The sequence below is a fragment of the Pseudoalteromonas sp. P1-9 genome (assembly GCF_001399975.1).
Classification (GTDB): Bacteria; Pseudomonadota; Gammaproteobacteria; order Enterobacterales; family Alteromonadaceae; genus Pseudoalteromonas.
Map to the genome: position 1 here is coordinate 1 of NZ_LKBD01000005.1, position 18822 is coordinate 18822.

Below are 18822 nucleotides of genomic sequence, written 5' to 3' on the forward strand. Positions count from 1 at the left end.
GCCATCTAGGCCATCAGTCCCCTGAAGAGTTTGAGATCCGATATAATTCGGTAAGCTAGGTGTCTAGAATTTCAGGGGAAGATCAAAGCACGCTTCCCTTTTAATTACTATTATTCAATTATTTCAGGCAGTGGAGCGGGCTCTTCATCCTATTTGAACGCTAACATATCGCGAATATTCTTTTGTACTGTGATGGCTGAAAACAGCGATAAGGTATACGCCATGGCAAAAAAGCCCTTTTCACTGAGTAACATATCGGCGTTAAACAGGCCAATCGCGAGTAATGCAATAGCAATTGCCAGTGATATCCAACAAATCATTGTGTACGGCTTTGATATAGGTAAACCTTGTTGTTTATCACGTACAACTTTTTGTAACGACACTGCAGCGAATAAACTGTAAAGCAAAATAATTAGGTAATAACCTTTTTCGTTCAACAGTAAGGTTGCATTGTATAAGCCAATTAAATACGCACCCATGCCAATCACTAAACTTGCGATCGCGCTTAATTTAAATGCGCTGGTTGGTTTTAAATTATCCATAATATTTTTCCATGCTTGTGAATTAAGTTACACACAAGTATCGGGATAATTACAAATAAGTAAACTTTGCTTTTTAAAGTTGCTTATTTTATGCTTAATGGTATTAATTTATGCTACTAAGTTAGCTTTTTGCGCGTCTAAACTGTTCGAATAACGACGGCTCCCATGGCCGCATCGCAAACAATATGCCCATGTGTTTGCGTTTATCAAGGGCAAGATCGGCATCTTCAATATTGAGTTGCGCTGCTTCTTTAGTCAGCTGCTCTAGTTTCTTCTTAATGTAATCGATGGAAGTTTGTGAATAACGGCCGCGTAAATAAAAGCGAGATGCATCAATGTTATCGAATTTGTTAGCCATAAACTTAGTCATGACTTCGTTTTCCATAAAGCGCTCTAATGGTCCATTTTTTTGCCAACGAAAATCTTGTGCGATAAGCGATTTGTAATGATTATTGGGCAATAGCTGAATAATTTTGAGTTTGTCTAACTTAGCCATCAAACGGATCGCTTCGAATTGATCTATGTCGTATTGCTCAATAATTTCATCAAATTGCCAGCCATCGCGAATACATACCGCGACAAGTAACAGTTTAGGGTCATCAACCAGCTGTTGTTCTTGTTCTAAGTTTAATTGTGATAATTGGCTTTGCTGTTTCTCAGTTAATGAAAACAAATCAGTAAGGCTAATATTGAGCAGTTGGCAAATTTGTTCAAGCCGCGTTAGCGAAAAGTTATTACTAGCAAAAACACGCTTTACATTTGCTTCACTTAAACCTAGATGCACTGCAACATCGCGGTAGGTGAGTTTGTGTTGTTTAAGCAGTTGTTTAAGCGTTAAGGTGACGCTTTTAATTTGGCTCATAATCATCCTTGGTATTATTTTTTGATACTTTAAGTCTTTAAATTTCATACTTCAACCATTTTGGTTTACATAAATAATTCTTTCTCCTAATTTAAAAAGCGTAAACGGAACCACCCAAGAGGAATTAACATGAAGTTTATTAAATCAATTGTAATCAGTTCAGTACTTTTCGCGGCAATGCCGTATCACGTAAATGCAGCATCAGATAACTTTAGTGAGGCGAGCAAACACTCATCGCTAGCAACGGTCCATTCAGCAAAAGGCTCAGCACAAGTTGCGAGCGGTGTAGTAGCGATACCTTTAATTGCCGCTGGCAGTGTTGGCATGGTGAGTATGACTGCGGGCGATAAAGCAATGCGCACTGCAAAATCACTTAGCAAAAAACCAGATGCACCGCTTGAAATTACCGAGGTGACTATCACAGTAGACCGTTCACCTGCACATGCAATGAAGAAAAAGTGCAAGCAGTAATTAAGTTATCTGAATTCGGGATAACAAATGACTTTCTAGCAGCACCTGTTAGTTATTTCCGGGTTAAATAGTATTAAGGGAGAAACATTATGAAATGGACATATACATTAATTAGTTGCTTGTTGTTATCGAAGGCTGCCATTGCAGGCAGCCAGCAACAACAAAAGCAAACGTTTCCGGTTGAGGATGTAACCGCGTTTGCTAAACAAGTTGAGCACTATGCAGCTAAAAAAGGTGCGCGTGCATTTATTATTGCGCGCATGGGGCAAGCGAAAAAAGATTTACCAAAAGGTGTCAATTTCACCCATTCGGCATTAGCGATTTATTCTGAAATTGCCCTTGATGACGGCGACACTGCAAAAGGGTATGCTATTTATAACTTGTATCAAGAGCCAAACGATAAAGACAAAAGCAGTTTAGTGACCGATTATCCTGTGGATTTTTTTTGGGGTGTGCCAGAGCTTACTGCGGGTATTATTATTCCTGACAACGACCTACAATCTCGACTAATTGAAGCCGTTGTTGACGGTAATAATGTTACTTTGCACAATAGCAATTACTCACTTATATCAAACCCTTACACAACAAAATATCAAAATTGCAACGAGCATTTATTAGATCTGATTAACTCAGCGATTTATCAAACTACAGATAAACAGCAATTAAAAGCGAACACCAAAGCGTATTTTAAGCCGCAGCGTATTAGAGTAAACCGTGCAAAATTGGCAATGGGAAACTTATTTATAGATGGTGTGTCGACCGATGATCATGGTACGAAAATTTATACCACCACGTTTACGAGCATAGCGAAATACCTGTCATCGTATGATTTGGCATCAAATGTCATAACGCTTAGTTACAATCAACCCCCTCGTCAGTTACTTGCGTCTAACTAAGAGTGTTAGTTTTCAAGGTGTAAGGGCTTTGCCCGTATTTCATATGATGTGTATTAATGGTCAGCATGTGATTAAATCGGACACGTTTAGCGGCGCGCTAGCGGGCTAATTTATTGAGCCTCATTCATTGTAATCGGGGTTTACAGTAGATGACACCGGCACAAGGCATCTACTGTAAACGCGCTTAAACATCACTTGTTGAGTAAAGATGTCACCTTATTGCGTATGCTTGGACGCGCTTAAACTCATTTTGCGAAAAATGCTGTAAGGCTTGGGGCTAACACCCAAACGGCGCGTCGTTGTTTGGGTGTTTTTTATGGTTGTAATACATCGTAAGCGATTTAAATTGGTGTTTTTTGCAATCTTTAAAACGTTGCTGGGTGTTTTGATGTTAGGATGACGTCAATATTAATGCTGTAAATCAAGGACGAGACTCGGTGTCATCAGTTCAAATTTCTCGTTATATCGTGAGTTTTAGTTGGTTGTATCACGGAATTTTTCCAAAACTAGTGCATATTGCGCCACTTGAAAAATTAATGACGGCGAGTATCGGGTTTTCTGATGAAGCCTCTTACTTCATCACGAAAGCTGCAGGGGTCGGGGAAGTGTTGTTCGGTCTGCTTATTTTTGTTTTTTATCGTTCAAAACTGCTTTTATTTTTCAATATCTTAGCGTTATGTGGTTTATTGCTGTTTGTTGTGATTTTGCAACCGGCGTTACTGATTGAAGCATTTAATCCAGTTACAACGAATATTGCGATAATTGGTTTAAGCCTCATTTTACTGGCAGACTTAAACCAATCCAAAAACGGTGATAACGCCAAAGTGTAATGGAAAGCTATGACGCTACTGTATGATCACTCGTTGCTGATTTCGTGTTTTTTCATTAATTTGTAAAAGTCTGAGCGGTTTCGTTGTGCCAGTTTTGCAGCTTCTGACACATTGCCACCAGACAGTGCTAACACCTTTTGAATATAGTCATATTCAAACTGACGTTTGGCTTCATTTAAACCAACAAAGGCGTTATGCGTTTCGTCTGAATCAGGCAATGCGTTTGCAACAACATCTTCGGTAATAATATTTCCAGCGCTAATTGCAATACAGTGTTCAACGATATTGTGTAGTTGACGCACATTACCCGGCCAATCGTAACTTAGCATGCGCGTGATACTTTGTGGATTAAACTGTTTGGCATCGTCGGTGAGTTTGGCTAAAAATCGCGTGGCGAGCAGGGGTATATCATCTAAGCGTTCTTTTAAGCTCGGTAAGGTAATTGAAACCACATTTAAGCGATAATACAAGTCTTCACGGAATTGATTATCTTTGACCGCTTGCACGATATTTTTATGGCTTGCTGAGACTACACGAATATCGACTTCTTGTTCAACTTGGCTACCAACTGGACGAACTTTTTTCTCTTGTAACACCCGTAATAATTTGACTTGCAAATCAAGCGGCATATCGCCAATTTCATCTAAAAATAAGGTACCGCCATTGGCCGCTTGCACTAGGCCTTCTTTATCGCTTACTGCGCCTGTGAAGGCTCCTTTTTTATGACCAAATAACTCTGATTCAAGCAAGTGACCTGGCATTGCACCACAGTTAATAGCAATAAAAGGGCCGTTGGCTTGATTACTGGCTAAGTGAATGGCTTTTGCTGCGACTTCTTTACCGCTACCGCTTTGACCTTGAATAAGGATATTGACCTTACTGTTTGCCAGCGCTTTTATTTGCTGCACTAATTGGTGCATTTTTTCACTTTGGTAAATGAGGCCATGAAAGTTATCTGGCTCAACGCTGCTGTTTTGGCTTACTTTACCGGCAAGCGTTTTTTCAATCACATCAAGCATTTGTTGGCTATCGATAGGTTTTGTTAAAAAGCTAACAAACCCTTGGTGCATAGCATCTACCGCATCGGGAATAGAGCCATGCGCCGTCATCATAATCACTGGCATGCCAGTGTAAAATTTTTTGATTTCTTGATTAAGAGCAAAGCCATCCATATTCGCCATTTTAAAATCGGTGATCACTAAATCAATGGCGGTTTGCTTTAACAGGGCAAGTGCTTGATTACCATTCTCAGCCACAGTGACATTATATCCGTTGCCTTCAAGGCGAATCGCAAGCAGTTCTGCAAGCGCAGTGTCATCGTCAACCAGTAATAAATTGGCAGCGCTAGCCAAATGTTTCATAGGTGTCCTTTATTGTGTTCTGTTTTCTGAAAGAGAGGTTTCAAGGCGTTGTTTTTCAATGTCGACTAGCTTTTGTTTAAGTTCAATTAATTGCCTTTGCAGCTCGAGCAATTGTTGCTCGTGTTTTTGAGCTTTTGAATCTGAATAAAAGTTAGTGATCTTTTGTTTTCGTAAGTTTTCCGTATGCCAAGTTAACGAATCAAACCAAACCATGTAATCATTTGGCCATAACGCGTTGCCTTTAATGTCCTCAATCAGTTTTAACTGTTTGTTGGTAGAGGTTGTTGTACAGTAATCACCAATAAATGTTTGTAACGCCTCATTTTCAAGAGTTTGGCGGATTGGCGCATGAGTACAATTTGCAAGCAATGCGCTTATTACCGCGGTAATCGGTTGGTGCGTTTGTTCTGCCACTTTATTTGTATTTGTTGTCGACTGAGTGTGTTCGTTGTTATTTTGCACAGGTGGTGTACTGGTACACGCGACAATAAACAGTGCAGCACTTAAATGTGTAAAGAGTTTAAATATCTTCATTGGCTTGGGAATGTAATTAGTATGTTTGCACCTGAGTCTGTTTCTTGCCATGTGATATCGCCTTTTAATTGATTGACGCATTCTGACACAATGGCAAGCCCTAACCCAGAACCTTGCTTGTTTTTATTGTGTTCGCTTTGGTAAAAAGGCTGAAAAAGTAAGTGTGCTTCTTCTTGATTAATGCCTGGTCCGTCGTCCGCCACGTTGAGTTCAATGGTATTATGATTTTGTCTAATGTAAATATCTACTGTGCTCGTTGCATGATTTAGCGCATTGCTGACTAGTTGCGTAAGGATCAATTTACACGGTAAGTGCGGTACCTTATTTGTAGCGCTAATGTGCCAACATATAGCGATGTCTTTATTCGCAATAGTATCACTTAAGTGACGGTTAATTTCTTCTTCTAGTGTGTTGAAAGAGGTAACCTGTTGTAATCCGTCTGGGTGGCTTGCTGCACTGTAATTAAGTAAATCATCAATCATGCGCGCAAGCTTCTCTACCGATTGCTGCATTATGGTTAAAATTCTACCTTGTTTATCACTTACCTCGCCAAGTAACCCGCTGTTTAATAAGCTGCTGCCTTCATTAATTGAGGCTAGCGGTGTTTTTAGTTCGTGAGTGACATGGCGTAAAAAGGTTTCCTTTTGTTGTTGCACGCGTTTTAGTGCCAAGCGAAGCCAGTCTAGTCGTCTGCCAAGTTGTTGCAGCTCATGGCTACCTGATAATTTTATCGGTTGATCTAACTGCCCCTTACCTACATCAGATAATACGGTTTCAACCTGATTGAGTTGACGACAAATGCGAAAGATTAAAAACGAACTAATAATCACTAATATCGGCAGTAACACAATCAGGCCAACAACAAACTCGGTTTGTAACGACTTAAACTGTTCAATTTTATTTGCGAGACGGTTATCAAGTGTGTCATCAAAGTTGGCATCAAGTTGTTTAAGTTGCGCCACCAGTTGCGCAAATTCATCAGCGCTTTTTGGGTCCAATAATGTCGCTTGTTGCAATTTAGCAACAAAATCACTTTTCGCGAGTTTTAATTTGAGTATTTCGATGCGATTTTGCGTGGTTTGCCACTTTTGTTCGATACTAATTTGTAATTGTTCACTCTTTAAAAGTTGGTTGTTCTTGAGCGCCTTTTCAATGCCATTTACGTCTGCTTTAATATAATTGTATTCGAGTATAAGCTCCTGATTTTCATCATAGATTCGAAGTGTCTCTTGCTGATGTTTTGAGATGCTAGTGGCATACCACAGTGTAAGCAATACGATCGGAAGCACGCCCACTAACATGGCAACTAACGCTTGTTTTTGTAACGACTGAGAAAAAAATTGTTTCACTAAAAAAAACCTTTGCAAATACAGGCTGAACCGAACAGCTTTTGCTCGATTAAAAGTAGAAATTAAATTAGTTGTTGCAAAATTGCGACAATATAACTGTTTGTTTTATAGAGATAAAAATATGTTTCTCGTTTTGTTGTTGCAATTTAGCAACAAATAAACTGCTGATTTTCGAGCGAAATGACTCGGAAATATCCTATCTGCTTGTTTTATATGCTTTTTTAAAAGTTGGCATCATGTTTGTAATAGTCTTAGCGACAATGCGAAAGCATAGAACGGGACTAGCTTAACAAATGTATTTTGCGTTAAGCAAAAATTTAACAGACATCCAATTATAGGGAGAAATACCCATGAAGATTAGAGCAATTGCATATTTAACAGCAGTACTTGGTGTAGCAGCATTTAATACACAAGCAAACACATTATTTGATGAGCTTGACCTTAACAAAGATGGCTTCATTTCTGAAGTTGAAGCAGGTGCAAACAGCAAAGTAGCTGAAGTATTTGAAGAATTAGACACAAACGAAGATGCGCAAATCAGCAAAGACGAATTTGCGGCATTTGAAGGCTAACAAACGCCTTACCACTTAATAATAGGGAAGTGCGCTACTTTCCAATCAGTTTAGATATTCAAAGTTAAAATGAAAGGAAGTTCCAAATGAAAAAATTAGTAATGTCAGTATTTGTTATCGCAAGTTCATTCTCAGCAGTTGCAGCAGACGATTTTGCAACACTTGATAGTGATAGCAATGGTGCAATCAGCCAGCAGGAAGCGGCACAAAATGAAGCACTTTCAGAGCAATTTAAAACACTGGATGTTGATGGTAACGGCGAGCTAAGCAAAGACGAGTTTGTAGCATTTAAAGGCTAATCCGTACCAGGGGAAGTGCGCTACTTTCCAACGTTAAGTAAAAAAACCAAAGTAAAGATGAAGGAATTTAAAATGAAAAAATTAGTAATGTCAGTATTTGTTATCGCAAGTTCATTCTCAGTAGTTGCAGCAGACGATTTCGCAACACTTGATACAGATGGTAACGGCTCTATCAGCAAAGACGAAGCAATGCAAAACGTATCGCTAGTTCACCAATTTGCTGACTTAGATGTAGACAACAGTGGCGAGTTAAGCAAAGAGGAATTTTCGAAGTTTAAAGCGTCATAAGTTTAAAGCTTCTTAAATATCCCGTTTTACAGTTGGGCTCACTTAACTCCTTGTCAATCAGTATGCCGAGTGAGTCCAACTTTTTTTATTAAATCAAGTAGTGAAATGAAATGAAAAAAGCCTTAGTTATCGCAATCTCAATGTATGTAATGTTATTTGCCACCGTAAAAGCTGTTGCAGATGAAGAGTTTGCTTTGTTCGATTCTGACAACAGCGGCACAATCAGCGTAGACGAGGCGAAACGCAATCACGCACTACTTGAACAATTTACACATTTAGACCGTGATAATAATGGCGAATTAAGTCCACAAGAATTCGCTAGATTCACTGGATAACCCCGTATCAACCCTCCCTAGTGCGACCTGAACTATTTTTTGTTGGACATGAATACTTTTACGGTCGCACTATTTTCGCGTTAAAAGGGCTTTTGCTTTTGAATTGGCTTATGTAAGCTGCTTATAACATCTTAGTTTTATGAGCAAAATCATGACGCCAGCAATTAAAACAGCAGAAAAAGCGAAAATAGATTTCTCTGTACACCAGTATGAACACGACAGCAGTGTTGCGTCTTTTGGGTTAGAAGCCAGTGAGAAACTTGGCGTATGTTCGGCCACTGTGTTTAAAACGCTGGTAGCAAGCTTAGATAATGGCGATCTGGTTGTAGCGATTATTCCTGTCGATCAAAAATTAAATCTAAAAGCTGTGGCCAAGGCGAGTAAAGCAAAAAAAGCAAAAATGGCCGAACCGCTCGATGTTGAGCGTTCAACCGGTTATGTACTTGGCGGCGTAAGTCCACTTGGACAAAAGAAACGTCTTAAAACCCTGCTTGATGACTCTGCAAAAGAACACTCCACTATTTATGTAAGCGCCGGCCGTCGCGGTTTGGAGATTGAACTTAAACCAAGTGATCTTTTATCACTTACTAATGGGCAGTTTGTAGCACTAAAAGCCGAATAGCGCTTACTTAAGGTTTACCTCGAACCGTTATTTGTCATTGAAGTTTCATAATTCAAGGTCATTTTTATGCTTAAATAATCTGGACTATACCAGATTGGAAAAGATGAAATGAATGAATACTTGTTATTGACGCCGGGCCCTCTTTCAACCAGCGAGACAGTAAAGCAGGCAATGCTTAAAGATTGGTGTACCTGGGATGACGACTATAACATTGAGATTGTAGAGGCGATCCGTACGAAACTCACGGCCCTTGCGAGTAACACTCACGATTATACCTGTGTATTAATGCAAGGAAGTGGCACGGCAAGCGTTGAATCAGCACTTGGCAGTTTAATTAAAAACACAGATAAACTGCTTATTATCAATAATGGCGCTTATGGAAAACGCATCGCTGAAATAGCAAATTACCTAAATATCAATGCAATAGTGCTTAATTTAAATGAAACTCAGTTACCAAATATGGCAGAGGTTGAAGAGCAGTTACAAGCGCACAGTGATATTACTCACATTGCAATGGTGCACTGCGAAACCACCACGGGTATGCTCAACCCGGTTGCAGAAATGGGCGCTCTTGCTAAAAAGTATGATAAAACCTTTATATTAGATGCAATGAGCAGCTTTGGTGGTATTGAGTTAGATATGGCTGAACTTAACATAGATGTGCTTATTAGCTCTGCTAATAAATGTATTCAAGGTGTACCGGGTTTTAGTTTTGTGATTGTTAAAAAGGCGATTATTGCACAATGCCAAGGTATAGCACGTTCACTTAGCTTAGATTTGTACGCGCAGTGGAAAACCATGGAAGACCACAATGGAAAGTGGCGTTTCACGTCGCCGACCCATGTGGTAAGAGCGTTTTATCAGGCGCTTTTGGAATTAGAAGAGGAAGGCGGTGTCAAAGCGCGCTTTAACCGCTACAAAACAAATCAACAGCGTTTAGTTGATGGTATGCACGCACTTGGATTTGAGACCTTGCTAGCGAAAGAGCTGCATTCGCCGATTATCACCTCGTTCTATTCACCAACCAGTAATAAATACAATTTTGCTTTGTTTTACAGTGCGTTAAAAGAGCAAGGGTTTGTGATTTATCCGGGTAAAGTATCGGACGCTGATTGTTTCCGCATTGGTAATATTGGCGAAATTTACCCTGACGATATAACGCGATTACTTAGTGCAATAAAGCGCAGTCGATTTTGGTTAGAATCATAAAAAATGGCTTCATTAGATAAAAGGTAATAGCCAAACACTATTACCTTTTTGCTTGTTAGCTTAAGGTTGTTTGATTGCGTCCTGCTTGTTTTGAGGCATAAAGAGCTTTATCAGCGATGTCGATATTTTCATCTACAGATAACGTTTCTTTAAATTGTGTTAATCCAACACTAATGGTTAAAGGTCCATATAGTTTATCTTTTGACTGTTCGGTTACCGCTTTACGAATGCGCTCAGCAATTTGAAAGCCAACATTCTCATCAGAATAGGTTAGAAAAATAAAAAACTCTTCACCACCATAACGGCAGCTAATGTCGTATTCGCGTGTGCAGTGTTGTATTTGCTCAGCAACGAGCTTAATTGCATCATCTCCTTGTTGGTGACCATGTTGATCATTTACTTGCTTGAAGTGATCGATATCTAACATTAACACCGAACATGTTTGCTTATTGCGTTTGGCTAATGCCAATTGATTATTAACAAGATTGTAAACCGCAGTGCGATTATATAGACCGGTAAGCGCGTCTTGTGTCGCTAAAGCTTTATATTTTAATGTGAGGTTAATCAGTTGACTTGTGAAAATAAATACCGTGAGAACCAAAATAAGTGATGAAAAGTAAACTAGCAAATAATAAAAGTCTGTTTCAAAGTATTCGCGGCGACTAATACCTTTAGGAATGCTAGATAGTTCATAAAATATTACTAGCAGTGAAATTACAAGAAAGATCACTAACCCTTTGTCTGCTTGATTGGGGTTTTTGACCTTAACTAAGCTTATAAGTGCAATACAAAGGCAGTAGGCTGAAAATAGCATGGTATAAAACACATGGTTTTCAATAAACAGTATGCTACAGGTAAATACTGCAAACGAAACAAGCAGTAAGAGACTAAGTTTATCACTCTCACTTTTTTTACAAATAGTTAAGCCAAATAATAAGGAAGTGATGGTGCCTATTAAGTCTTCAAGATACCAATCAGTATTTGCAATGTGTAAAGGTGGTTTATTTAAAAAATAAAAAAACAGTAACGAACTAATAAAGTAACCAAAAAGGTAGGGGGTTTCTTTGTTGTCTTTGATCACTGAGCGCAAAATAAATAGCGCGAAGATACAGGCAATAATCTCGATGGTGGAACTAACACCCACTGCTTCTTGGTAACTGATATTCATTAATTCTGCCGCTGTATAACTAATGCTCTGAGTTTAGTTAAAATCCTCCATAGTTAAAATGTTAGCGCTTAAAATTAAACATAAAAATGAGAACAAGCTCAGCCCAACGAGTCAGTTTTTATTGGCCAATCACTATCATTTCAATGGCATCATGCAGCCAATATTCAATGTTGTAGTCGATTAAAATACCACTTGTTTCATAACGCTGACGAATCACTTTTAAACACGGCGCACCGCTATTTTTTTCAAGGCTTTTAGCAACATCATCTGGCAGAACAGTAACACTTATTACGCATTCTTCATTGTTAATATCCACATGATAATGTGAGGTCATAATAGTGGTGATTGAGCCATTGAGCGGTTGTGATTCTAGATCATCAAAACGGCTGGCATCGCAATTGATCTGTTCAAACATAATTGGTCGGCCATCAAGGCTGCGAACACGCTCGATTTTATATAACGTATCACCACTAAACTGCTGATTAAGCAACATATTTTCTTGTTTCTCGATAGTCAATACATGGGTGTTTGGCGTAAAGCCTTGCTCTTGCGCTAATTGATAAAAATTAACTTTAGTTGCGGGTCGCCACTTAAGTTTGTTGGATGTAACAAACCAGCCGCGGCGTTTTTGGCTGTAAATTAAGCCTTCTGCTTCAAGGCGGTTTAATGCTTCACGCACAGTAATACGGGTTGAATTGAAGTGTTCTTGCAGCGTGCGCTCAGATGGTAGTTTATCACCAATAGCAAGCTCGCCACTGGCGATATGTGTTTGAATATACTTTTGTATTTTTTGATATAGCAACATAGAAAGTGGCTTTTAAAATCTGCAGAAAACGAGGCCTATGCTATTAGGCCTTAGAAATATGTCAAGCATATGAATTGCGCGTTAATTTGTATCTGCCTTTGCAGCTGCGCCGGAAAGCTTAGCTAAGTATTTATCGATTTTAGATGGTGCTAAATTGTTATCCTCCGCGCGCTCTTTTCGCCTTATGCCGTTGCGAATGATATAAGCGCCAAGTGTTCGAAAGGGCTCGACGGGAAAACATTCAAGATTTTGGTTTACAAGGCCACACGTTTGCCATTCATCGTTCGTATTTAATAGCATAGACGCGAGGATTTGCCCGCCTAAATACGATTGCACCACACCATTCCCCGAGTAACCTGCGGCAACTACTACATTCTTATCGGTTTCTTGGAAAAATGGAAAGCCGCTTACGCTGCGATCCGATGGACCTGTCCAGGTGCGGTCAATTTCAAGGCCATGATCGCCAAAGAAATAATTAAGAGAATTCTCTAACTCAGCTTGATATTGGCTGGGTGCATTGAATTTATCACTCATTTTATTGGCAAAACTAAAATAGTTACCGCCTTTACCGAGCATTAAACGGCCATCGGATGTTGTGCGGTAATAGTTCACAAAGATACGCGAATCGATAACTGCTGCACCATGGTTAAGGTTTAATGTTTTAAGCTTGTCTGGCATCGGCTTAGTAATCACCATATCGGATGATACCAGCACGACATTTCGCGAAAATTGCGGCATTAGCCTTGGTAACCAGGCATTAACGGCAAATAACAACTTTTCAGTTTTAAGAGACTTTATTGATAAATTTTTGTCTTTATAACAAACGGTAATAGTCTCGTTTTGTGGTGCGTTTTCCTTTGTGTGGGAAACATAACGGGTGGATTCACTTATCACTATGCCCATTTCAATGGCAATACGGCGTAGCCCGCGAACCAGCTTAGCCGGTTGCACACTACCAGCGTGAGGTGAAAAGACCGCGTGTTGATTTTGACCTGAGCCAGTGTGTTTCAGCTGCTCTTTATTTACTACCTGCCATTGATTAAGCGAAACACCGTCAAGGGCACTAAGACAGGGTATAAGCACACCTTGTTGCGCGGCATTAGACGCGGTGATATAACAGCCATCGACACGCAAATCACAGTCAATATTATGTTCTGTGGCAAATTGGGATATTGCATGAACGGCGTTTTCAGATTGTTGCACTAGCCACTTGGCTTGTGACTCACCAAAGCGTTTTTTCAAACTTAAATACTTAGTTGACCACGTCAGCATGGCGCCGCCATTGCGACCTGAAGCACCTTGGCCACATAAATCTTTATCAAGGATCACAATACGCGTGTTTGGTGCGCGTTGTTTTATAGTGATTGCCGTCCAAAGTCCGGTAAATCCACCACCAATAATTGCAATGTCATAAGGGTTTTCATCAATACTGGCTGAAGAAACAGAGGTTGTTTCTTCAGCCATAGCTTGATCAAACCAAAAAGGTTGATACGTCATTAAGGGTGTTCGCCTCTTGCTAAGCGTGCATTAATCTCAAAAAGTACCGGTTCAATATCGGCTAAGCTATTAATCACGAAATGAGCACCGGCACTTGATAATTGGGCATATGCTTCGCGTGATAAATTGCTTTGCTCACTTGCTGATAATGCTTGCCACTCTTCTTCACTTTTGCCCACAGCGTTGCCCGTAAGTGCCACACCGACTGTCCACATGCCCGCATTTAACCCTTCTAAAATACCGGGAATTGAGTCATCCACTTTTACACAGTGATTGACAGAATTAATTGCTAGCTTGTTAACATTTTCCAAAGTCATCCAAGGACCGGGGCGAGAGCCCGCTGTTAACTCGTCACTTGCCACGCAGTAATCAGGGCGATAACCGTGTTCAGCTGCGGCAATTTCAAGTTCGGTCATTACTTCGCGCGGGTAGCCTGAACAGCTGCCGATTTTAACTCCTTTTGCTTGTAAGCGTTGTATCACTGGTAGCACGCCTTCGATAGGGGCTGAACGATCCGCAACTTTGGCTTTTTGCAGCGGCATAAAGGTTTGGTAAATATGATCAATTTGCTCGGTTGTCATTGCCGTACCAAACTGTTCACACCAACGGCGATTAACACTGTCGAGCTTGCCAAGTGATTCGATGTGATCCCATTTACCCATGCCCATTGGAATTCGTGCTTCTTCGAGCGTGATGTCAAAATCATAAGCCGATTTAAACGCTTCAACAAAGATGGTAGTGGGTGCAATTGAGCCATAGTCAACAACCGTGCCTGCCCAGTCGAGAATAAGCGCTTCTACTTGTTTCATAAATAGTCCTTAATGAGTTGGTGCGAGCGACTTAGCATTAAGTGCTCGTTTAGAGGTGTATTTGTTAGATAAAATAATGCTGAAGTAGCAAAGTGAACTGATGACCAATACGCTTGCAATTGCACAGATCCAGTAACTGGTAGCAATAAAGTAGCTCAGCCATGACAACTCTGGCTCGGCAAAGGTGCGATACAGCAAAATACTGACCGAGCCGATATACCCAGCTGAATCAGCTAAATAGAGTAGAAAACCCACATTGGCAACACCGCCCACGGCGGCAATCATGCGGTCGAATAAAAAGCAGTTGTAGGGGATATACGCGATATAAAGCCCTGCGCCAAGTAGTACCATCCATGCTTTAGCATCTAATAGGCCCAATTCGAAGCTATAGGTACTGGCACCGAGTAACAATGTGCCAAATAAGATAAAACCATGATTGACTAAAAACGCGGTTTTGTTGTTTTTAATCAGTACCATCATGGCAAGGGCAATCAGCACGATAAATGAAATGCGAATGCCTGCGTAAGCAAAAATGGTAGGCTCTTCGCCATAACCTAACGCCATCCAGAGTTCTGCTTGAAAATTATCTAAAAAGTCTCGAAAGCCTGTGAAAAGTAAAAAGCTTAAAACGAGCGCTGTAATACCAAACCAATATTGTTTAAAGAAGTTAAACCGTGCTTTGCCATCCATTGGTGTTCGTTTTTGTCTTGCTGCAATATCGTTTGTATCTGGTTTTGGAATGGCGTTTAAACACACTACACTGAGCAGTAATAAGGGTAAAAAGATTAGGCCAGTTAGGGCTGGCATCCATAACTCAGAGACACCTAGGTTGTTGGTAATATAGCGGCCAACGGTTTTCACAACACCGGATGATAAAATAAAGGTGATACTTAAAATGGCACCGAGGATTTCGGTGGTGCGTCTACCTTCTAAATAACTAAAGACGACCCCCCAAATCATGCCAAGAGATAAACCGTTAAAAAATAAGCAAATAATGTTAAGGCCAATAGGCAATAGTGCAAATAACACCAGCGAGAGCTCTGCGCCTAAGATCATTAAAATTATGGCTTTGGCTCGCTGATTAGAGTGCATTTCGGAAATCACTTTTACGCCGATAAATTTTGCTAGCATGTAACCAAATACTTGGCTTAATACCAGCGCAACTTTAAAGCTTACAAGCCAGTTTTCTTGCTCAAATGCAAGATAGCTTGATGCAGCAAATGGCTTTCGAAATGCGTACATACAAAAATAAGTCATAAAGGCAGCGGAGGCTGCGAATAATACGAACGCGGGGCCTTGTGTCTTTTGTAACCAGTTAGCATTTTTAAACAACATAATACGTCTCGACTGCGTTTGAAAAAGGGTGCAAAGCAGGTGCTTTGCAACCTCGGTACTATCAACAAATCAGTGTTAATTTAGGGCAATTGTTTCGGGAACCCATTGTGATAGTGTTCTGTGAACTTAATGTGTAATCAAAGGGGTTAAGTTTGCATTGTGATGCACCCTTACCCCTGTTCGCTCGTTCGCGTTAAAAACATTCGTTAGAAACGATAATTAAGGCCGAGCATGCCGCGAATACCGTAATATTCAACTTGCAATGGGCGACCTTGCTGACCTTGGTAATACATTAAGGGTTCGTTCGTTAAGTTATTAAGCTCAAGGTAAACCATGGCATCGTCATTAATTTGATACGAGGTAGTGAAATCAACGCTGGTATAGTCACCGTAGTAACTGTCGCTTTGTTTATCACTGCCGTGCTCTTCAATGTATTCGCCTTTGTGGTTCACAGCTAAACGCGCAGCAAAGAAGGTGTTATCGTAGTAAAGGGTAATGTTAAATAATTCATCGGCTTGGCGAGGGATGCTAACAACGTCATCGCGCTCTGGGATGGTCATTTCTGAATCCATAAAAGTCGCATTTGCCATTACCCCAAAGTTCTCAAGGCTTGGTGCGATAAAGCCAAAATCACGATTAAACGCAAGTTCTAATCCCACTAACGATGCGTTGTCGCCATTTTCTGGGCGAATTAAATTAACGCCTTCACGGCCGTTGTAATTGCCAATGGAACTGCTTTGGAAAATAGGATCTTTAATATCTTTATAGAACACACCGGCTGACACTAAACCAAGGCGGTCAAAGTAATGTTCAAACATGACATCAATGTTGTTTGAATAGGTTGGATCCAGTTCAGGGTTACCTGAAAATAGTTGGTTATCTGCTTCTAGGTAAGTTGCACCTGGCGATAATGAACCAAAATCCGGACGGGCAAAGGTGCGCGTGAGTGCTAAACGCCAATTGGTCATATCACTCATTTTATATGTGATATGAAGCGAGGGCAGCACAGAGAGATAATCATTCTCGGCCTTACTTTCAACCACTTTGTCTTGATCGGCAAGATAGGTAAAGCCCGATACTTCGGTATCGGTTTGGGTTAAACGCAGGCCACCGAGTACTTCGATTTGTTCATTAGCTTGCCATGTTGCCATACCATAAATACTGGCGTGTTGCTCGTTTACATCAAAGTTACGACCAAGTGCGCCACCGTTTGAAATAAGTGCTGATTCACCGGCATCGAGCTTAAATTTATTGCGGTTTTGTGTCCAAAACTGTGCTAACGCATCCGTGGAAGCCACTTGAGAGAACTGGCTTGCGTAATCAATGCTGAGTTCGTTTAAGTAATCATTTCGACCTGGTTGGTCGCTTAACGAAAAGTCAGCAAGCGTAGGTGCATCACCATAGTTCTCACTATCCCATGCGTAAAATTCATCAGCAAATTCGGCAACGCGTTCTTTATCACGGTACTTTACACCGAATTTAAGTAATAAGCTGTTATCTAGTTGCCAGTCAAAATCACTGCTGAAAACGATTTTGTCTTTTTCATTAACGAAAACTTTGTAGAGCTCTACCCATGCAAGCTTGGTATCGCTTGGTGACATTTGAAAGCCATTTGGCAAGTGGTTACTGATGGCATTCCATGGGTCACTGCCGCCGTCCACTTCGTTGTAGGCATAGTTTTTACCTGTGCCACGGTCTTCAAGGCCAACATAGCCAACGTTCTTTTGGTCAAAACGCACAACAAAGTAACTGTTGTCTTCGCCATTTGGCATATCGCCGTAGCGGAACTCATTTTCGTAACTCGACAGTGACCAAGAAAGTGTTTTATCAAAACCAAAATAATGTTCACCAGCAAGTTCACCGCCACGCATTTCGGTGATAAGTTCATTGCGAATGTGCTGCACTTCAACGCGGTTTTTGTCAAAACGCATACGATGTTTGTAATGGGTTTCATCGTCGATTAAGGTACCGTACATTGCGCTAGCACTGATTTTACCCTGATCTAAGGTGTACTCTAAAGAGCCATTTAAACCGTAGGTTTCGCGTGTACCTGTGTAGTCTCGAAGCTCTAAACGACGAATACCAATACCATCATTTCCACGACGAGGTTCAAAGTTATCCGTCGCCCAATCACGTTTCCAAGCAGTGGCATTAATTAGATAACCGAGTTTGTCATCGGCTACACGGTCGCCATATAGCACACTAGCAGAGTAGTTAGTGCCTTCGGCAAGTTCATTTGCACCCAGCGCGATATTGGTATTTAAGGTAAATTCGTCAGGGGCTTTTTTGGTGATGAAATTAACGTTACCACCAATTGCATCACCTTCCATATCCGGTGTAATGGCTTTTGATACTTCAACAAATTCAATGAGTTCACTTGGGAAAAAATCAAATGCGGTAGCGCGGCTGGTGGTTTCTTCTTCAGCGGTTGGTAAGCGATTGCCATTTATTGATGCTGAGCTCCATTGTGATGGTAAACCGCGTACAGCAACAAAACGGCCTTCACCTTGGTCGCGCTCAATGGAAATACCCGGAATACGCTGTACTGCTTCTGCCGCATTTCGGTCTGGTAATTTGCCAATGCCGTCACTGGATATCACATTGATAATATTGCTGGCATTTTTTTGGCTGTTAGTTGCGGCCATTTCGCCACGTTGGATTTGACCAATCGCAACCACTTCTTCAATTTCATTGTTGGTGTTGTTAGCATTGAGGACAATGGTTTCAAGTACTTTCATTTCATCATCTTTAACAGAAACGCTCAGTAACTTTGTTTGGTAACCCATGTAATTAACTTCCAGTTGATACGTACCTGGTGTTAATTTAGGCAGTTCAAAGCGGCCATTAAAGTCGGTAACGGCACTGTTATTAGTTCCAACTACTTTCACCATGGCACCTGGTAGTGTTGCATGTTGATCTTTTACAACGCCTGTCAGTTTTGCTTCTGCGGCAAGAATTTGGGGGCTTGTTATCAGCAGTATACTGGCGGCAATACGCGATATATTTTTCATGTTAAGGCTTCTCAGTTAGTAAATTAT

The 18822-nt window shown here is 40.6% G+C and carries 20 protein-coding genes; 9 read left to right on the forward strand and 11 right to left on the reverse strand.

Going from position 1 to position 18822, the window contains the following annotated elements; all coding sequences use genetic code 11:
* Nucleotides 1-149: 149 nt before the first annotated feature.
* Nucleotides 150-542, reverse strand: a complete 393-nt coding sequence (yiaA, locus tag AN214_RS04825; protein WP_054978663.1) for an inner membrane protein YiaA — start codon at nucleotides 540-542, stop codon at nucleotides 150-152.
* Nucleotides 543-663: 121 nt separating this feature from the next.
* The gene (locus AN214_RS04830) at nucleotides 664-1404 is read right to left on the reverse strand and encodes a helix-turn-helix transcriptional regulator (protein ID WP_054978842.1); all 741 of its coding nucleotides are present in this window, start codon (nucleotides 1402-1404) and stop codon (nucleotides 664-666) included.
* A 129-nt stretch (nucleotides 1405-1533) separates the two neighbouring features.
* Between AN214_RS04830 and AN214_RS04835 the strand changes: the two genes are divergently transcribed.
* From AN214_RS04835 to AN214_RS04845, 3 genes are all read left to right on the forward strand, one after another.
* Nucleotides 1534-1875 (forward strand): hypothetical protein, encoded by a 342-nt coding sequence (locus tag AN214_RS04835; RefSeq protein ID WP_054978664.1) that lies wholly within the window; start codon nucleotides 1534-1536, stop codon nucleotides 1873-1875.
* An 89-nt stretch (nucleotides 1876-1964) separates the two neighbouring features.
* A complete protein-coding gene (locus AN214_RS04840) occupies nucleotides 1965-2771 on the forward strand; it encodes a DUF2145 domain-containing protein (protein ID WP_054978665.1) in 807 nt (268 codons plus the stop codon).
* 437 nt (nucleotides 2772-3208) lie between these two features.
* Nucleotides 3209-3601, forward strand: coding sequence for a DoxX-like family protein (locus tag AN214_RS04845; RefSeq protein WP_082428492.1), 393 nt, complete (start codon nucleotides 3209-3211; stop codon nucleotides 3599-3601).
* Between the two features lie 26 nt (nucleotides 3602-3627).
* Here AN214_RS04845 and AN214_RS04850 read toward each other — a convergent pair whose 3' ends face one another.
* Genes AN214_RS04850 through AN214_RS04860 form a run of 3 tightly spaced genes read right to left on the reverse strand, consistent with a single transcriptional unit; the run spans nucleotide 3628 to nucleotide 6845 of the window.
* On the reverse strand, nucleotides 3628-4962 hold the full coding sequence (locus AN214_RS04850; protein ID WP_054978667.1) for a sigma-54 dependent transcriptional regulator: 1335 nt from the start codon (nucleotides 4960-4962) through the stop codon (nucleotides 3628-3630).
* Nucleotides 4963-4971: 9 nt separating this feature from the next.
* A complete protein-coding gene (locus AN214_RS04855; RefSeq protein WP_054978668.1) occupies nucleotides 4972-5496 on the reverse strand; it encodes a hypothetical protein in 525 nt (174 codons plus the stop codon).
* Nucleotides 5493-6845 (reverse strand): sensor histidine kinase KdpD, encoded by a 1353-nt coding sequence (locus AN214_RS04860; protein WP_054978669.1) that lies wholly within the window; start codon nucleotides 6843-6845, stop codon nucleotides 5493-5495. Before AN214_RS04860 ends, AN214_RS04855 begins: the two co-directional genes overlap by 4 nt.
* A gap of 350 nt (nucleotides 6846-7195) precedes the next feature.
* On the opposite strand from AN214_RS04860, the gene AN214_RS04865 reads away from it, so the two are divergent.
* The 6 genes from AN214_RS04865 to phnW all read left to right on the forward strand — a co-directional run bounded on the left by AN214_RS04865 (nucleotide 7196) and on the right by phnW (nucleotide 10170).
* Complete coding sequence (locus tag AN214_RS04865; RefSeq protein WP_054978670.1) at nucleotides 7196-7417, forward strand: EF-hand domain-containing protein; 222 nt, start codon at nucleotides 7196-7198, stop codon at nucleotides 7415-7417.
* A gap of 86 nt (nucleotides 7418-7503) precedes the next feature.
* Nucleotides 7504-7716 carry a calmodulin gene (locus AN214_RS04870; RefSeq protein ID WP_054978671.1) on the forward strand — a complete coding sequence of 71 codons (213 nt, stop codon included), beginning with the start codon at nucleotides 7504-7506 and terminating at the stop codon, nucleotides 7714-7716.
* A 72-nt stretch (nucleotides 7717-7788) separates the two neighbouring features.
* Nucleotides 7789-8004: a calmodulin gene (locus AN214_RS04875; RefSeq protein ID WP_010558931.1), complete on the forward strand. Its 216-nt coding sequence runs from the start codon at nucleotides 7789-7791 to the stop codon at nucleotides 8002-8004.
* Nucleotides 8005-8114: 110 nt separating this feature from the next.
* Nucleotides 8115-8339: an EF-hand domain-containing protein gene (locus tag AN214_RS04880; RefSeq protein WP_010558932.1), complete on the forward strand. Its 225-nt coding sequence runs from the start codon at nucleotides 8115-8117 to the stop codon at nucleotides 8337-8339.
* Between the two features lie 151 nt (nucleotides 8340-8490).
* Nucleotides 8491-8961: a Cys-tRNA(Pro) deacylase gene (gene ybaK, locus AN214_RS04885; RefSeq protein WP_054978672.1), complete on the forward strand. Its 471-nt coding sequence runs from the start codon at nucleotides 8491-8493 to the stop codon at nucleotides 8959-8961.
* A gap of 108 nt (nucleotides 8962-9069) precedes the next feature.
* Nucleotides 9070-10170: a 2-aminoethylphosphonate--pyruvate transaminase gene (phnW, locus tag AN214_RS04890; protein WP_054978673.1), complete on the forward strand. Its 1101-nt coding sequence runs from the start codon at nucleotides 9070-9072 to the stop codon at nucleotides 10168-10170.
* A 55-nt stretch (nucleotides 10171-10225) separates the two neighbouring features.
* Here phnW and AN214_RS04895 read toward each other — a convergent pair whose 3' ends face one another.
* The 6 genes from AN214_RS04895 to AN214_RS04920 all read right to left on the reverse strand — a co-directional run bounded on the left by AN214_RS04895 (nucleotide 10226) and on the right by AN214_RS04920 (nucleotide 18795).
* Nucleotides 10226-11338, reverse strand: coding sequence for a GGDEF domain-containing protein (locus AN214_RS04895; RefSeq protein ID WP_054978674.1), 1113 nt, complete (start codon nucleotides 11336-11338; stop codon nucleotides 10226-10228).
* 118 nt (nucleotides 11339-11456) lie between these two features.
* Nucleotides 11457-12143, reverse strand: a complete 687-nt coding sequence (locus tag AN214_RS04900; RefSeq protein ID WP_054978675.1) for a UTRA domain-containing protein — start codon at nucleotides 12141-12143, stop codon at nucleotides 11457-11459.
* A gap of 81 nt (nucleotides 12144-12224) precedes the next feature.
* Nucleotides 12225-13640 carry an FAD-dependent oxidoreductase gene (locus tag AN214_RS04905; protein WP_054978676.1) on the reverse strand — a complete coding sequence of 472 codons (1416 nt, stop codon included), beginning with the start codon at nucleotides 13638-13640 and terminating at the stop codon, nucleotides 12225-12227.
* Entirely contained in the window at nucleotides 13640-14449 is an 810-nt protein-coding gene (phnX, locus tag AN214_RS04910; protein ID WP_054978677.1) for a phosphonoacetaldehyde hydrolase, read from the reverse strand. Before phnX ends, AN214_RS04905 begins: the two co-directional genes overlap by 1 nt.
* Nucleotides 14450-14458: 9 nt before the next feature.
* Nucleotides 14459-15784 (reverse strand): DUF5690 family protein, encoded by a 1326-nt coding sequence (locus AN214_RS04915; RefSeq protein WP_054978678.1) that lies wholly within the window; start codon nucleotides 15782-15784, stop codon nucleotides 14459-14461.
* Between the two features lie 206 nt (nucleotides 15785-15990).
* Nucleotides 15991-18795, reverse strand: a complete 2805-nt coding sequence (locus tag AN214_RS04920; RefSeq protein WP_054978679.1) for a TonB-dependent receptor — start codon at nucleotides 18793-18795, stop codon at nucleotides 15991-15993.
* Nucleotides 18796-18822: the final 27 nt, after the last annotated feature.

What these genes read in the sequence shown, in the direction of transcription:
- phnX (WP_054978677.1), bottom strand. Translation starts at nt 14,449, where the DNA reads ATGAAACAAGTAGAAGCGCTTATTCTCGACTGGGCAGGCACGGTTGTT.
- AN214_RS04900 (WP_054978675.1), bottom strand. Translation starts at nt 12,143, where the DNA reads ATGTTGCTATATCAAAAAATACAAAAGTATATTCAAACACATATCGCC.
- AN214_RS04840 (WP_054978665.1), top strand. Translation starts at nt 1,965, where the DNA reads ATGAAATGGACATATACATTAATTAGTTGCTTGTTGTTATCGAAGGCT.
- AN214_RS04895 (WP_054978674.1), bottom strand. Translation starts at nt 11,338, where the DNA reads ATGAATATCAGTTACCAAGAAGCAGTGGGTGTTAGTTCCACCATCGAG.
- AN214_RS04880 (WP_010558932.1), top strand. Translation starts at nt 8,115, where the DNA reads ATGAAAAAAGCCTTAGTTATCGCAATCTCAATGTATGTAATGTTATTT.
- AN214_RS04850 (WP_054978667.1), bottom strand. Translation starts at nt 4,962, where the DNA reads ATGAAACATTTGGCTAGCGCTGCCAATTTATTACTGGTTGACGATGAC.
- ybaK (WP_054978672.1), top strand. Translation starts at nt 8,491, where the DNA reads ATGACGCCAGCAATTAAAACAGCAGAAAAAGCGAAAATAGATTTCTCT.
- AN214_RS04915 (WP_054978678.1), bottom strand. Translation starts at nt 15,784, where the DNA reads ATGTTGTTTAAAAATGCTAACTGGTTACAAAAGACACAAGGCCCCGCG.
- AN214_RS04855 (WP_054978668.1), bottom strand. Translation starts at nt 5,496, where the DNA reads ATGAAGATATTTAAACTCTTTACACATTTAAGTGCTGCACTGTTTATT.
- phnW (WP_054978673.1), top strand. Translation starts at nt 9,070, where the DNA reads ATGAATGAATACTTGTTATTGACGCCGGGCCCTCTTTCAACCAGCGAG.
- AN214_RS04865 (WP_054978670.1), top strand. Translation starts at nt 7,196, where the DNA reads ATGAAGATTAGAGCAATTGCATATTTAACAGCAGTACTTGGTGTAGCA.
- AN214_RS04905 (WP_054978676.1), bottom strand. Translation starts at nt 13,640, where the DNA reads ATGACGTATCAACCTTTTTGGTTTGATCAAGCTATGGCTGAAGAAACA.
- AN214_RS04830 (WP_054978842.1), bottom strand. Translation starts at nt 1,404, where the DNA reads ATGAGCCAAATTAAAAGCGTCACCTTAACGCTTAAACAACTGCTTAAA.
- AN214_RS04920 (WP_054978679.1), bottom strand. Translation starts at nt 18,795, where the DNA reads ATGAAAAATATATCGCGTATTGCCGCCAGTATACTGCTGATAACAAGC.
- AN214_RS04875 (WP_010558931.1), top strand. Translation starts at nt 7,789, where the DNA reads ATGAAAAAATTAGTAATGTCAGTATTTGTTATCGCAAGTTCATTCTCA.
- AN214_RS04835 (WP_054978664.1), top strand. Translation starts at nt 1,534, where the DNA reads ATGAAGTTTATTAAATCAATTGTAATCAGTTCAGTACTTTTCGCGGCA.
- yiaA (WP_054978663.1), bottom strand. Translation starts at nt 542, where the DNA reads ATGGATAATTTAAAACCAACCAGCGCATTTAAATTAAGCGCGATCGCA.
- AN214_RS04870 (WP_054978671.1), top strand. Translation starts at nt 7,504, where the DNA reads ATGAAAAAATTAGTAATGTCAGTATTTGTTATCGCAAGTTCATTCTCA.